Annotated in this window: 14 protein-coding genes; all 14 read right to left on the reverse strand. The window is 63.5% G+C overall.

The annotated features are described in order from the left end of the window. Positions 1 to 5,846 (reverse strand): host specificity factor TipJ family phage tail protein (locus F0A16_RS13920; protein WP_149436012.1); only part of this gene is annotated, 5,846 nt, incomplete at its 3' end. Positions 5,847 to 5,909: 63 nt separating this feature from the next. Next, a complete protein-coding gene (locus tag F0A16_RS13925; protein ID WP_149436013.1) occupies positions 5,910 to 6,323 on the reverse strand; it encodes a hypothetical protein in 414 nt (137 codons plus the stop codon). 38 nt (positions 6,324 to 6,361) lie between these two features. Then, the gene (locus F0A16_RS13930; RefSeq protein WP_149436014.1) at positions 6,362 to 6,787 is read right to left on the reverse strand and encodes a C40 family peptidase; all 426 of its coding nucleotides are present in this window, start codon (positions 6,785 to 6,787) and stop codon (positions 6,362 to 6,364) included. Then, positions 6,784 to 7,275 carry a DUF1833 family protein gene (locus tag F0A16_RS13935; protein WP_149436015.1) on the reverse strand — a complete coding sequence of 164 codons (492 nt, stop codon included), beginning with the start codon at positions 7,273 to 7,275 and terminating at the stop codon, positions 6,784 to 6,786. The genes F0A16_RS13930 and F0A16_RS13935 overlap by 4 nt, the downstream gene beginning before the upstream one ends. A gap of 15 nt (positions 7,276 to 7,290) precedes the next feature. Further along, positions 7,291 to 7,647: a hypothetical protein gene (locus F0A16_RS13940; RefSeq protein ID WP_149436016.1), complete on the reverse strand. Its 357-nt coding sequence runs from the start codon at positions 7,645 to 7,647 to the stop codon at positions 7,291 to 7,293. After that, positions 7,631 to 10,633, reverse strand: coding sequence for a tape measure protein (locus F0A16_RS13945; protein ID WP_149436017.1), 3,003 nt, complete (start codon positions 10,631 to 10,633; stop codon positions 7,631 to 7,633). Before F0A16_RS13945 ends, F0A16_RS13940 begins: the two co-directional genes overlap by 17 nt. 12 nt (positions 10,634 to 10,645) lie before the next feature. Next, positions 10,646 to 10,924: a phage tail assembly protein T gene (locus F0A16_RS13950; protein WP_149436018.1), complete on the reverse strand. Its 279-nt coding sequence runs from the start codon at positions 10,922 to 10,924 to the stop codon at positions 10,646 to 10,648. 26 nt (positions 10,925 to 10,950) lie between these two features. Next, complete coding sequence (locus F0A16_RS13955) at positions 10,951 to 11,370, reverse strand: phage tail assembly chaperone (RefSeq protein WP_149436019.1); 420 nt, start codon at positions 11,368 to 11,370, stop codon at positions 10,951 to 10,953. Between the two features lie 3 nt (positions 11,371 to 11,373). Further along, positions 11,374 to 11,844: a phage tail protein gene (locus F0A16_RS13960; protein ID WP_149436020.1), complete on the reverse strand. Its 471-nt coding sequence runs from the start codon at positions 11,842 to 11,844 to the stop codon at positions 11,374 to 11,376. A 45-nt stretch (positions 11,845 to 11,889) separates the two neighbouring features. Then, positions 11,890 to 12,219, reverse strand: a complete 330-nt coding sequence (gene gp17, locus F0A16_RS13965) for a tail completion protein gp17 (RefSeq protein WP_149436021.1) — start codon at positions 12,217 to 12,219, stop codon at positions 11,890 to 11,892. Continuing rightward, entirely contained in the window at positions 12,216 to 12,656 is a 441-nt protein-coding gene (locus tag F0A16_RS13970; RefSeq protein ID WP_223119796.1) for an HK97-gp10 family putative phage morphogenesis protein, read from the reverse strand. The genes gp17 and F0A16_RS13970 overlap by 4 nt, the downstream gene beginning before the upstream one ends. Further along, positions 12,632 to 12,967, reverse strand: a complete 336-nt coding sequence (locus F0A16_RS13975) for a phage head closure protein (protein WP_149436022.1) — start codon at positions 12,965 to 12,967, stop codon at positions 12,632 to 12,634. The genes F0A16_RS13970 and F0A16_RS13975 overlap by 25 nt, the downstream gene beginning before the upstream one ends. Continuing rightward, positions 12,964 to 13,494: a head-tail connector protein gene (locus F0A16_RS13980; protein WP_149436023.1), complete on the reverse strand. Its 531-nt coding sequence runs from the start codon at positions 13,492 to 13,494 to the stop codon at positions 12,964 to 12,966. Before F0A16_RS13980 ends, F0A16_RS13975 begins: the two co-directional genes overlap by 4 nt. Next, positions 13,491 to 14,003: a hypothetical protein gene (locus tag F0A16_RS13985; RefSeq protein WP_149436024.1), complete on the reverse strand. Its 513-nt coding sequence runs from the start codon at positions 14,001 to 14,003 to the stop codon at positions 13,491 to 13,493. The genes F0A16_RS13980 and F0A16_RS13985 overlap by 4 nt, the downstream gene beginning before the upstream one ends. Positions 14,004 to 14,057: the final 54 nt, after the last annotated feature.

The raw sequence follows: 14,057 nt of genomic DNA on the forward strand, positions 1-14,057 counted from the left end.
CCACTAGAGCCTGTATTTGATCGTTTGAAATATCTGTTCCCCTCCTGATAGTTACTTTGCGGGAGCGTTACGGCTTGGCCAGCGATTTTAAGCGTGGTCACCGCAGCGTCTTCGATATCGGCCGTCTTGATCTTCACATCCTGGATATCGGCCCACTGGATGATGATGTCCTGGACGTTGGCCCACTTGACCTTGAGATTGACGGCATCGATGTAGTCGGCTTTCAGCTTGTTGCCATCGAACACCAGGTTGCCGTTCGTCGAGCGCAGCTTGGTCACGACCAGGGAGTCGATCAGCGCCTGGGGAATGACGACCTTCCCCCCGGTAACGACGAATGCCGTCACCAGCTCACCGGAAATCGGGTTGAGGATCGCGAACTCATCGGCGACACCGACAATCTGGATCTCCTCGCCGAACGCCTGCAGGCCCAGCATTCCCGTCTTGCCGTTGACGTTGACCGTGGTAATCGCCTGGGCGACGGCCCCGGTATCCGGGTCATAGACGGCGCTGATGTTGTCTTCAACTGAAGCGAATTGATCATCGACCTCGACCCGGTACTCGTCCTGCCGTTGACTGACGGCACTCACGCCATCCGATAGCGCCGCCAGCTCCGAGTGCAAGTTGGCCGACGTGTCGCCCAGCTCGGCATTGAGATCGAGTAGATCCTGCGCGAGCGCCTGCTGCTCGCTCGAGAGCGACGATAGCGCCGAGCGCAGGTTCGACGTCGTTTGGCCGAACTCGGTCTTCACCTCCTCGGTCTGCTGGGCCAGCGCCTGTCGCTCGTTGACACTCACCAGGCGGTCGAACCGTATCGCGGCGCCCCCGGCGCTGGTTTGCACCTGGGTCGCGGACGACTGGAACGCGGTCAGCAGCCCATCGAAGCGCTGCACGCGACGCACGTTCTCGATCACCGCTTCGGCGTCGCCGAGCTGCGTCGAGAGACTCGAGACTTCTTCGACCAGCCCCTCGGTTGCGCTGCTGAGCGCCGAGATCCGCTGTTCGAAATCCGACGTCGTCTCGCCGTAAGCCGTGGACAGTTGCGACAGTGACTGCGCGGTCGCTTTCTGCTCGTCTGCAAGGGTCGTGATGCGCTCGTCGAAGTCGGCCGTCGAATCGTCGTAGCTCGCCCCGAGCGAGGCCAGCGACTGGGCCATCGACTGCTGCTGGTTCGATAGCACGGTCAGCCGTTGATCGGCTTCGGCAGAAAACCCCTCGTAGGACGTTCGCAGGCTGTCGAGTGACTGCCCCAGGGCCTCGGCATCGTTGGCCACCGTCTCGATCTGCGAGCGCACGTCGGCCAGGCTGCCGTCGGTCTCCGACGTCAGCGCCTCGAGATGGCTGCCCAGCGATTCGGCTTCGCTGGCCAGCAGCGTGATGCGGTCGTCGAACTCGGTCGATGTGCCCTCGTACTCGCTGCGCAGTCCAGTTAGCTGACTGGTGATCGATTCGGTCGTCGTCACCAGCGCGGTGATCTGGCTACGCGCCGTCGCGATGTTGCCGCTCAGACGCGCGTCCAGTTCTTCAGTGGCCTGTGATAGCGACTCACCCTGCGAGATCCGCTGGATGCGCTCGACCGTATACGCCGCGCTACCGGCGGCGGTCTGCACTTGCGAGACCTGGCGCTCGAATGCTGACAACAGCCCATCGAAGCGCTGCACGCGACGTACGTTCTCGATCGCCGCCTCGGCATCGCCTAGCTGCGTCGAGAGGCGTGAGGTTTCTTCGACCAACCCCTCGGTCGCACTACTCAGCGCCGAGATCCGCTGCTCGAAATCCGACGTCGTCTCGCCGTAAGCCGTGGACAGGTGCGACAGTGACTGCGCCGTCGCTTTCTGCTCGTCGGCCAGGGTCGTGATGCGCTCGTCGAAGTCGGCCGTCGACGCATCGTAGCTCGCGCTCAACGCCTGCAGAGACTGCGTCATGGCTTGCTGATCATTTGCCAGCGTGGTCAGCCGCTGGTCGGCCTCGGCGGAGAATCCCTCGTATTCGCTACGCAGCGTGCGGATGTCCTGAGACAGCGCCTCGGACTCGTTCGCCACGGTCGTGATCCGCGACTGAACCGTGGCGAAGCCATCCTCTACCTCGGATTTCAGGTTCAGAACGTAATCGGCAATCGCCTGGGCTTGAGTCGTCACCGCTGTAATCCGGCTATCAAACTCCGCCGAGGTGCCCTCGTACTCGCTGCGCAGCTCGGTCAGGCTATCGGTGATCGACTGGGTCGTATCCACCAGCGTGGTGATCTGGCTGCGTGCCGTGGCGATGTTGCCGCTCAGACGCGCGTCCAGTTCCTCAGTGGCCTGTGATAGCGACTGACCCTGCGAGATCCGCTGGATGCGCTCGACCGTGTACGCTGCACTACCCGCTGCGGTCTGCACCTGCGCCGCTTGACGCTCGAACGCCTCGAGCATGCCATTCAGCCGGGCAATACGATTGGTCTCGGAGATCTCCGCGTCGTGGCCGTCGGCCCGCGAGTCGAGCGTCGAGACGTCCTCGGCGAGAATGTCCGCTTTGGTATCCGCACCCTCGGCGATCGATTCCACCCCGTCGATGCGCTGGTTGGCATCGGCGATCTGGTCGTTGACCCCCGAGAATTCGGTTTCGACGTCGCTCGACAATTGATCAATCTCGGTATCGAGGTTGCCCAGCGCTTCCTCGGCGGCAGCCTGATCGGTTTCGATGCCATCGATCCGATCATTGGCGGCACCGATACGCTGATTGACGCCTGCCAACTCGGTATCGACGTTGCTCGTGAGTTGATCGACCTCGGTACCGATTTCGCCGATCAGTGCATCGGTCCGCTCGATGCCGGCGTTGGCCTCGGCCAGCCCGTCCTCGAAGTCGGTACGTGCGGCCGCAATTTGCTCGGCATTGTCGTTAATACCGTTCTCGAACTGGTCGACCAGACCGCCAGGCTTGCGCAGGTCTTCGTCGACGGCGCCAAGGATGGCGTCGAAGTCTTCCCGCGTAGTGACCTTGAGTACGTAGAACTCGGACGACGAGTACACGGTGTAGGCCTGAACGTAATACCAGTAATCGGTACCGGGCTGCAGGTCGGTGTCGACCATGACCGCGGCGACGCCGAGATTGACCGCCCCGCTCTCGACCTGGCTCGGCTGGAGCTCGACGGCTGAGCGGTAGAAGCGGAACAGGCTGCCGGCGTAGATCGTCACCGGGCGCAGGGTCACGCTGAACGTGCCGACCTCGGCATCGACGCCAGTGGGCGCGATGGCGGCCTGGCCGATCACGTCCAGCGCCACCTCGGCAGACCATGCCGAGACGCGGTCACGGTTACGGGCCCGTACCTGGATCCCGTACTCAGCGTGCTGTTCGATGTCGGCGATCGCCAGCGACCCCGTTGCCGGGAACGGACCGGCATGGCTCCACTGCGGATTGCTCAGCAGCCGATAGCGCGCCTCCACCTGTACCGTCGGCGAGCCGACACGAACCGGGAAGATGTACGACACCCGGATCAGCGTCCGGTAGCTGCCATCCGCATTGCGCGATGCCGCAGTGGAGTCGCCCCGCGCGGAGGTGATCACCGGCGCCGGCGGCGCAACCTGGTTGGGGTCGATCGGGTTGGTGATGCCTGGGTCGTAGATCGGGTCGTTGGCGAAGTCGTAGATATCGATCGCCGCCGGCACCAGCGTCAACGTCGCGGTGAAGTCGGGGCCCGGGTCCACCCGGGTGATCTTGGTGTCGATGGTCTCGCGATCCAGCACGCCATAGGTAACCAGGTCGCCCGGCTGCAGATCGTAGTCCTCGTCGCCGATCGAGAGCGTATCGACGTAACCCACCTCGTCGGCAGTGACCGGAATCAGCACTTGCTCGCCATCCTGCTGGCGCACGCGCAGCCCATACTGCCGTTCGGTGGTGTACTCGACTTCGCTGTCCAGCGTGATGCGATTGTTGACGTCGTCGATGGCCGAGATCCGCGCGCTGGCCAGGCCGACCTTCAGCACGTCGGAGGCCAGCGAGCAACGGTTGCCGCGCACTGCAGCCAGGTTCTCCCAATCCATATCGGCGGTGAACGTCTCGGGTCGGAGGATGGCCTGGCGCAGATAGTAGTTGCCCTGGAACGACGCCTCAGTGGCGCTGGTCACGCCCTGCGTCTCGAAGTCTTCGAAGATGGTGGCGTTCTGCTCGGTGAAGCCATCGCGATAGACGATCAGCTCGGCATCGGTGCCGGTAGCCGCGCCGGTCTCGAAGTCGACGTATTTCACGCGGATCCCGTGTGGCAGCTTCCGATACTGACGGCTGGCACGCACGTTGGACGCATTACGCGGTGTGATCATCTGGGTGACAGGCTCGCTGGGGCTGTCGCGGACGACGCCGTACAGTCCATCTTGCAGTGAGAACGAGCCCTGCCCGGTCGATGCGATGGCACGGCAGCGCTGGAACAGCGTCTCGTTGCCGTCGTGCACCCAGGAGTAGCCGAGGCCGGTCTCGTCACAGAACGCCGCCCAGGCTTGAATCTCGGGCAGGTTGACCTGGTCGTCGGTGATCGGGCGTGGCACCTGCTCGCCGGTGAGCGCATCGAGGTAGGCCCATGCCGGATTGTTGGTCGCATCGAGCGTGAACGACTCACCGTTCCATACGCGGAGCACCGACTGCGTGCGGATCGAGAGCTGATCGACAACACCGTTGAGCTGATCAGTGGCTTTGATCCGCAGTGCCATCAGCACGTGCCGATCGTTACCGTAAGCCTCGTTATCGCCCTGAATCGTACGCAGCGCCGACCACTGGGCATCGGAAACGACAGCCTCGCGGTTGGGCCCATCGGTGCGCACGCGCGTCACACGGACGTCGTACTGCCCCTTGGGGACGCTCCAGCTCCAATTCTTGCGCACGGTCGTCTTGGACTCCGACGACACGACAACGCTGCGCTGGGTGATCCACTCGCTCTGCCCGACTTCGCGCTGTTCGATCAGCATCTCGACATTGACCGGGGACATATCGCCGGTCGAGTTCATGGCGTAAAGCCCTGACGGCCAGACCACATCGACGCTGATCTCGGTCGCATCGACGGCAGTCGTGCGCACGGCGGAGACGTCATCCTGGGAACTCAGCAGATTCTTGCCGGTGGTGCGGTCCTGCAGGTCCAGGGCTACGCCCGGCACCTCCTCCACGATATCTTGGGTGTAGAGCGTCAGTTGGTCGCGGGTACCGATCTCCCAGCTCACCTCGTCGTATTCGCCCAGGTTTGTCTCGCCGATACGGATAGCAGCGCCGACATCGGCGTTAGCCAGCAACGGCAGTCCAGGGCCGACCCGGTGGCCAGCGATCTCCAGCGGGCCATAGCCGAGGCACAGCAGCATGCGCAGGTACTGGTCATCGCCGGCCGACTCAGTGACGTCGTTGCCCGCCTTGGGCGGGAACCAGCGCGGGTTCCCGTAGACGCGCGGGATCACGCCGTAGGGGTTGGCCCGGTTCTGGCTGCCGGTGAGCGAGCTGCGGATGGTGCTGCCGGATTGGGTGCCGGTGCTGGCATCGGGGGTTTTGGGGGGGATGAGCATGTTGATCGCCGTGCTGCCGGCGATATTGATCCCCGCCGCCGCAACCGCGCCCCAGGGGCCACCGATCGTGAAGCCGACGTAAGCCGCCGCCACAGCAACCGCCACTTGGAGGACTGAACCGAGAATGCCATCGTCGCCAGGAACGGCCACCACGTGTACGACGCCAGCCGGCAATACCTCTCCCCAGCGGGATTGGGGCCACGGAGTCCCGTTTACCTGGGCGTGCAGGCCTTCCATCTGTGGAACGATGCTGGAGAGTACGGCACCCTCGCCGAGGTCGACCTCGTAGATATCACTGCGCAGCGGGTGCGGGCGGGCGATAAGCGTCGTCATGCATACCTCAGAAGCGAAGAAACCCAGCGCTTGGCTGGGTTTCGAAAGTAGTCGGGAGCTAGGTCAGAACATGGTTGGCGAGAGCGTTACCGAGAACGCCCCGTCGCTGGCCGTGCGGAAATAGTAGGTCTCGTCGGATGCTACAGTCTCGACGGAGGTATCCCTCCCACTGCATAGCATTCCACTCGACGCGGCTTCGATCAGTGTCCGCCCCGGCTTCACCTGGAACGTTGCAGCTTCCCCTGGCTCCAGGGTGGCGACACGCTCGCGGTTGATGTACACGTCGATCGAGCAGCCGGATCCAGTCACCCCGGTGTCACGCAAAACTTGGACGGTGCCGTATCCAGGCTGGGGCGCCTGCATGCTGTAGAGGCGGTCGGGCGGCACAGCGGCCGCTGATTCGGGCGTCGACGGCTGGTTGGCGCATCCCGCCAGCCCAAGCGCGACGATGGCGGCTACTACTGCGAGTGCTTTCATTCTGTCTCCCCTGAATGCACAACGCCGCTCTGGGGCGGCTATTCGGCCAGAATAGGCTTATCGGGGTTCGCAAACAAATCGCCGCATCGGCGATAGACCCCCTCAACCCGGCTTCGCCACATCGGGCGCGCATAGCTTTCGATACAGGCGTTTTTCTGGTGGGTGGTATGCAGCATCCAGCCGGGCGAGATGACCAGACCGATGTGGTTGGGAGAACCTGCGACATTGAGCAGCACCACGTCATAGGCGTCAGGCGTGGTCACCGACCCCCATCCGGAACGGCCCTGCTCGATCATCTCGGCGGTGTGTGCGGTCAGTGTCTCGTCGTAGCCGAGGTTCGAGGGCAGCTCGATCCCCAGCCGATCAGCGTAGACGAGGCGGATCAGCCCCCAGCAGTCATAGGCGTCTGGTCCGCGGCCTTCGACCTGGTACGGCAAGCCAATGTATTCGCTGACGTCGATCATGACGAGAACATCGCCGGGGCCGTCCCGGGGTTGAAGATGTCCCCCGTGGCCGGGCTGTTCAGAATATCGTTGGCGTAGCCGATTTGCAGGGTCACCGATTCCGGAGTGATGTCCGCGCCCAGCAGAGAGAACTCCATGGGGCCCAACTCGGACGTGGTGCCGCCCTGACGGTTCACGCGTATCACCTCGATCGACACGCTCGGAGGCTCATCCACGCTGCGCAGGAGCTCCACCAGCGTTCGCTCGACGTTGTCCACTGTCATGGTCAACTGAGGAACCTGCTCATCCGAGCTGGAGGGCAGGCTGAGCTGGAACGGCAAGCCAATATAGGTGGCACCGTTGTGCTCGATGGATTCTGTGTTGTTGACCACCCTCGCGTAATTGGTCGAGTCGGGCTCGTAGAACGAAACCAGGGCGAGCATTACCGAGTCGGTGTGCTGGGCGAATAGATCGCGGAGCCCCTCCGCTGAGATGGAGCGTACGGCCATGCTACCTCCTTGGTCTCAGGGCACTGTTTGAATCTGGAATGAAACCCGCCAGGGCCGGCGCGGTGCGCCAGTCGGTTCGATGGTGTAGGGCGGGCTACCGATGATTCGACACCGGACGTCTTGCCCCGTACGCGGGTGCGGGATGGTGAATGGCACGGCATCCGGGGCGTCATCGCGAAAGAAGGTCTCGAATGTATCCAGTTGCTCGGTAGTCATCGCCACCCGCCCGGTGATGGTTCGATAGGCAGCGGTGAAGCGACGACGGGATTTGGGCGGCCCGCCGTCGACACTCGACTCGATGGTCTGAGACACCGGCGCTTCCTGATAGCCATCGCGCAAGAAATCCGGCAGATCACTAGGCCAGGTTGCCATTGCCTCTGCCCCTCCTCTGGATGCCAAAGTTGTCTGCCATCGTCGTGTCGAGCGCTCCCGAGCTGAAAGCGGACTTCAGCCACATGTGAATCTCCCGCTTACCGCCGGTGCTCCGACGCTGCTCAGTTCTGGTCACTTGCGCTGGTTCGCCCTCGTTGTGGATCACGATCGACATATCACCTGCAGTGGCCGGCGCCACCGCAGGCATTGCCGGCACGCTGGAACCCACGTAGCCGCCATTGGCATAACCGCGATTCAGACCGGTCAGGAACTCGAGAACTCCTGGCTGCTTGACGACCTCGCTGCGAACGACAAACTCCTCGGCATGAACGACACCCTTGGGCGTGTACTTACCACCGGCGCCCGTATAGCCACCGCCGGAGAAACTGGTAGCGCTGGCCGCCCATCCTGAGCTGTAGCTGCCAGAGCTACTCGAGCTGAAAAGGCTGCCCCAGTCAAAGCTACCCAGGGCATTCGCCGCTGGCTCGGTGACACTCTTTCGAATCAGGATCCGCTGAATGTCATCGGCGATGCCAGACAGCACATCGCGGAACTTGTTGCCGCCGATCACGGCATCCTCGAACGCGGAGCTGAACGTCAGCCCCAGGCTCTTGGCGACGCTGGTCGTCTGCTCGAGCTTCTTGGTGTCCTTCGGGTCGAAACCGTAGACCTTCTGGAAGTCCTCGTCGGAGGCATAGCTATCCTTCAGCCGCCGTTGCGCTTCCGCCAACTCATCGGCCGTCTTGCCCTCGCGCATCATCCAGGCGACCAGCAGTTCCTTGTCGCGGGCATATTCCTTCTGCGCGGCCTGCACGGGGTAGAGTGTGTCGAGCAGGCTGACGTACTGATTTTTCTCCTGCTCCAGCGCCCGCTTCACCTCCTCCGCTTCTCGCTGCGCATTGCGAATCGCCTCGGCGGTAATGCGCTTGGCCTCGGCGGCCGCAGCCTTTCGCGCCTCCTGCTGCTGCCGGATGGCATCTAGTTGCGACGCCTGGAAGATAGTGAAGCCACGCAGCACCGAGTCGTCGATGCCGAGACTATCGAGCTCCCGGGATGCGGCGCCGACCTCTGACGGATCCCGAATGGCGGCCATCTGATCGCGCAGGCGCTCGTTGAACGTGCGCCACTTGTCGAGCACCTTCTGGCTTGGGCCTTCATTGGCGGTGTCATTGAGCCCAGCGAGGGAGCGAGAGGCGCGAATCGCCGTGTCGCTGACCTTGACCAACGCACCGCTCAGCGCATTCTGGCGTTGCTCCGCCTTTTGGGCTGCCTGATCGGCGTCGGCGATATTGCCCGCCAGCACCAGCCAGGACTCGGTCTGCTCATCACTGAGGCCGTAACGCTCTTGAATGCGGGCAACTACAGCGGAGAGCGACTCGCCGCTCTGGCGAGCCTGGTCGAACTCCTGGGCGACGCGCTGACCGAACTGACCGCCGAACGTACTGGTGATCGATTCGCGCAGCTGTTCGTAACCTTGCTGGGCCTTCTCGATCTCTTCGCGTTGTTTCTGCCCCCAGGCGACCAGCTCGGCGCGCTGCTGGTCGTCGTTGAGCGCGCGGAACTTGGTGCGGAGATCGTCCAGCGTTGCCGACATGTCGATATTCGCGCTGGACGCCTTCTGCGTATTGTCGCGGTACAGCAGCCAGCCGGCGGCCACTGAGGCGACGATACCGACCAATCCGGCCGGCCCGCCCAGCAAGCCGAGCACACCAGAGCCCACTCTGCGGGTGACGGCCATAACGGTATTCAAGCGGCTGTTGGCAGCGCTCAGCGCGGTGGTGGCCGCCGCGGCCTCCGACGTCGCCACCGCATAGCGGTCGCGGGCCCCGCTGAGCGCTTGGGTGGCGAACGCCTGGGCGTTGGTACCACGGGCAGCGTTGTATTGCGCCTGAGCCGTGGCAAGCGCCGCCTTGGCCGATGCCTGCTCAGCAGCGGTACGCCGCACGAGCTGCGCGGCAGCCTCGCGTTGTGCCGCCGCGTGAGAGATTTGCGCGCGGGTTCCCTGCACCACCTCGAGCGTTGCGGTTCCAACCGATCGGCTCAACTTGGTGAAGTAGCCGGCGAGCACGCCGCCAGCCAGGGCGACGCCTGCGTTGGCGACAGTGTCGAGGTTGTTGGCCAGGCCAAGGATGGCGGTCGACATGACCTGGGTTGCACCGGTGGCCGCATCCTGCCGCCCCACGTAGGCCGTCCACTGGTTGTTGAGCACCTGCAAACTGGCGCCCACGGTGTCGGGCAGTGTGGCAGCTTCCTTGCGCAGCGTAACGAGCTGACTGGTCATCGCCTTTAGCACGCGACCAGTCGTCAACTGCCCAGCTTCCGCCATCGCGCGAAGCTCACCACGCGCGACACCGAGACCATCCGCTAGCGCTTGCGCAGCGCGGTTGCCCGACTCGTTGATGGCGTTGAACTCTTCACCCCGCAGTACGCCAGAGGAAAGCGCCTGGGATAGCTGCGTGATGACCGAGCTGGATTCTTCGGCGGTGGCGCCTGAGAGGCGCAGGCCCAACGCGATAGATTCCGTCAGCCCAAGCGCGTCTTCTACCGAGCCGCCGTAGTCCCGAACGGACTGAGCGGAACGAGCGAACAGGTTGGCATTGGCTTCGAACGAGGTTCGGGTCTGGTTCGATAGCTCCAGCAGGCCCGTTTGCGCTTGGGTGAACTCGCGTTGATCCTGCGTGGCGAGCTTGATGCGGGCGCTGGTGTTCTTCCAGGCGTCGGCCTGGCGCACGATGCCCCGGGCGCCTTCAATTCCGGCGTAAGCCGCGAAGAAGGCAATCGCCTGCTGACGAGCGGCTCCCAGAGAGGTCCGTACTGCTTCGAGCTGCTGCTGGTTGCGACGCATCGCCGCATCGGCGCGGCGGGCGCCGCCCTCGATGCTCTTGTAGTAGTCGCTGCCCATGCGGGACGCACGACTCATCTCGCGCTGGTACTGGCTGGAATCCGCGCTGATGCGGACGATCAGCTCACGGAGCTTGGACGCCATGCAGATTCTCCATTATTGGGACAGCCCCGCGAACAGCGACTCGAAGGCGTCGTCGTCATTGCCGGCGTCTTCCTCACCTGACTCGCCCCACTTCAACAGCAAGTCGCTCAACTTCGCCTCTCCGCCCAGCACCTGGCAGATGGCGGCCGCAGTGTTGGCGTGCTGGATATCGCCCCGGTGATCACCGATCGGCGACTGCTTGTCGAACGCGGACCAAAGCATGAGCTCCCGGGCTGTCATGTGCTGGCCCAACTCATCGAGCGTTCGCCCGAGGCGCAGCGCCAGCGTCATGAGGAAGAACAGCCAGGGGCTCTCGCTCAGTTTTTTTCCGCTTGCTCCAGCGGCGTTTCGGTCAGACCTGCCAACTCCATCGCTTTACGCAGGAGACGTTCATGCACCGGGCCATAGATCGCGGCGACGTCGGCCACGTCTTCATCGCTGAAGACTCGTTTGCCATCCGCGTCGTAGAGAACGCGGACGAACAACGTGGCCTCGAGCGTTCTGTCGTTACCGTCGATCCCCGATTCGAGCTCACCGACGTTGTCTTGCGTGACCTCTTCGCCAGTGATCGCAGCCAGCTTGGACTGCCATGTCGTCCAGTCACCCGCCGAGGGCTCGCGAATGGTAACGGTGGCGCCCTTCCATTCGTCGACCTTGATCGACTCGTGCCGAAACCCGGCGAGGGGCGATAGCGCCAGGGCGCGCAGATCGAGTTGGGGGGATTGGGATTTCGCCATCGATTACTCTCCCGTCCCGCCGGACGGCGCCGATGCGTAGACCGGCTTGCCCTTCACTCGCAGCGTGAAGCCGCCGGTGGCAACGCCGCTCTTCTGAACGCCCCACGTTTCCTGCCGCACCTGGACGAGCATGGTGGCCGTGGCGCCGCTCTTGAATGTCAGCACCAGGCCACGGGTGGAGTCGTCCGCGTCGGCGGCGCGCAGCGATGCCTGGCCTTCGTCACTGGGGAACCAGTTGCCAGAGAGAGACAGCTCGCCCGGCGACTCCAGGCCGTTCTCCATTTCCTCTTCTTCACTGAGGAGCACGCCGACATCCACGTCCTGCTTCTGGCCACCGTTGTAGCTGATCTCCTTCTGGGTCGTGCCGATTTCGAGAAGCGTGGCGCTGGCGATCGCTTCGATAGTGGCAACGGTCGATTCGGTGACCCCGATGCTGGTACCGGCGGTAAGATGAAACTTCGCTTTTCCTGCCATGTCGTGCCTCCTGGGCATGAAAAACCCGCCGGCGGCGGGTATGGGTTACAGCCAGATTTGGGTTTCTATCGATTGCCGATAGAGCTTGGTGTCGTCCTCGTATCCAGGCGTTCGTTCGATATCGCCGGGTTCGAGTGGCATCAGGGCCTCGACGATCTCGTCACCCGCCTGACCCGCCGAAATCAGCGTGTCGGCGTAGGCGTCCACCTGGACTGTGACCTCTTGCGCGCCAAAGCCCTGGAGCATCTTCTCGGTGATATCGCTGGGGAGGATGTAGACCAGATATGGCCGCGCCGTGCCCTGGGGGGCGATCATCGGAAACACCCGGCCGCCCTGCAGGTCCTTGAGCACGGCATAAATCTGCGCCTCGATCATCGCGTTAGCACCTTGTCGATGGCCTCGTTGCACTTCATGAACACAGCTTGCGCGGCTTCTTCCTGCTTGGCCTCGAACGCGGGCCGAATGAACGGCGCCGCGGGAATCGTCGACGTGCCATATTCGATGAATTTCCAGTAGAAGGCGTTGCGCGGGTTGCTCGCTTTGCCTTCCTCCCGAACCTTGACCCCTGCGGTGGCCTTGGTGCTGCTGGTGACCTTCGCGGTATCGCTGACGATGTTCTTCGCCAGCTTGCCGGTGCGCTTCTTCACACGCCGACGCGCCTCATCTCGAAACACACCGGCACCGGCCCGGGCGCCCTGTCGTAGCACGCGCTCGCTTTCCGCCTTTTCGAGCAGGCGCAATTCGGCCTCGAGGTCGGGCAGGGTTGACCAGTCCAAATGGGTCGTGTTCATGAGCGTCTCGCTGACTTGCACATCAGGATCAACTGCCGACGGCGTGCGTCCGGCAGCGCGGAGATGATCTCGTAGATCTCGCCGCCACCGGTCGGCGGCGGATGGATCACCTGCATGGTCTCGTCGATGCCAGTCCGGTACCGCATCAGGACCTGCATGGAGACTTCGCTTTGCTCGCCACCGGACGCGATGTACTCGCGGCCAGAGAGGCCGGTGACCTCGGCCCAGACGGTGGCGACGTCCTCCCAGCCTTCGACCGGCTGACCGAGCTCGTCTTTGCCCTCGCCCTGGCGCTGGATCGTCACGCGATGTCGTAGGCGTCCGGCTCTCATCCCACTGGTACCCTGTAGTCGTTGAGCAGTTCATCGACATAGCCGACTCGGCTAACGATGGTCCCGGTAACCTCAGCCTCGCGAAGCTCGTACATGGTATCGACGGCGACCAGAATCCATTGGCGAATCGGCGCTGGCACAGCGTCGGCGGAATCCCCGTAGCCGGCGACATACTCCACTGTCACGTCGCCATCCAGGCAATCGATCAGCGCGACTTCCGGGAACTCCCCGAGCTCAGCTCGCCAGCTATCAGCATCCAGCGGGCCGTCCACGCCGCTCACGGATACCACCTCAACCGCAGGCCAACGCCGCAGCTCGACCACGCCATCCTGCGGCCGCCCGCGCTGCTCCCAGGTTTGGGTGATTAGCGCCCTGCCGGTCCGCTGCTCGGCAGAGCTGCGGGCCGAGGCAATCAGCCGCTGGATCATCTCGTCATCGTCGTCGTGCTCGACACGCGCCTGGACCTTGGCTTCGTCCAGAGTGACCGGTTCGGCTGCCGGCGGCACGATCAGGCGGCTGCGAATCATTCGATCACCTGCTCGGATTCTCGTGCGCCGCCTTGTGCGCTTCTGAATGCGCGAATCGCCGCAGGGTGGGAGTCCGCGACCCGCCGTTCGAGCAGTCGCTCAGCGATGCGTGCCGGCAGCGTGGGAGTCGCACCCGGTCGGTAATCGATGCCGTCTACCGTCTCATCTCGCAGAATTAGCACCTCGATGGGACGCTCGGGATCCAAATCACTAGGATCCTTGAACCCTTCATCGTCTCCCTGCTCATCGCCGCCCTGGTCGCCGCCTTGTTCGATATTCGTCGGTGGCGTCTCCGGCGGAACATCGGACATCCCCGTCAGTTGCGACTGCTCCCCATCGGCAGATGCCGAGATCGAGGGTTGCGCATCGGCGGCGACACCATCGGTGGCTGAGGGTTGCTCCGATTGGTCGGATTGCCCGGCGGTCGCTTCCTGGTCACGGGCGTCTTGTTCGGCTGCGGGATCATCGGCTTTCGTCTCCTGCGCCTGCTGTGACTTGCTTCGAGCCATGTTCGCTCTCCTCCATCCGTGAGTGCGAGGCCTGTCGGCCCCGCACTGGGGTGA

It is taken from the genome of Salinicola corii, from assembly GCF_008298015.1.
GTDB classification, from domain to species: domain Bacteria; phylum Pseudomonadota; class Gammaproteobacteria; order Pseudomonadales; family Halomonadaceae; genus Salinicola; species Salinicola corii.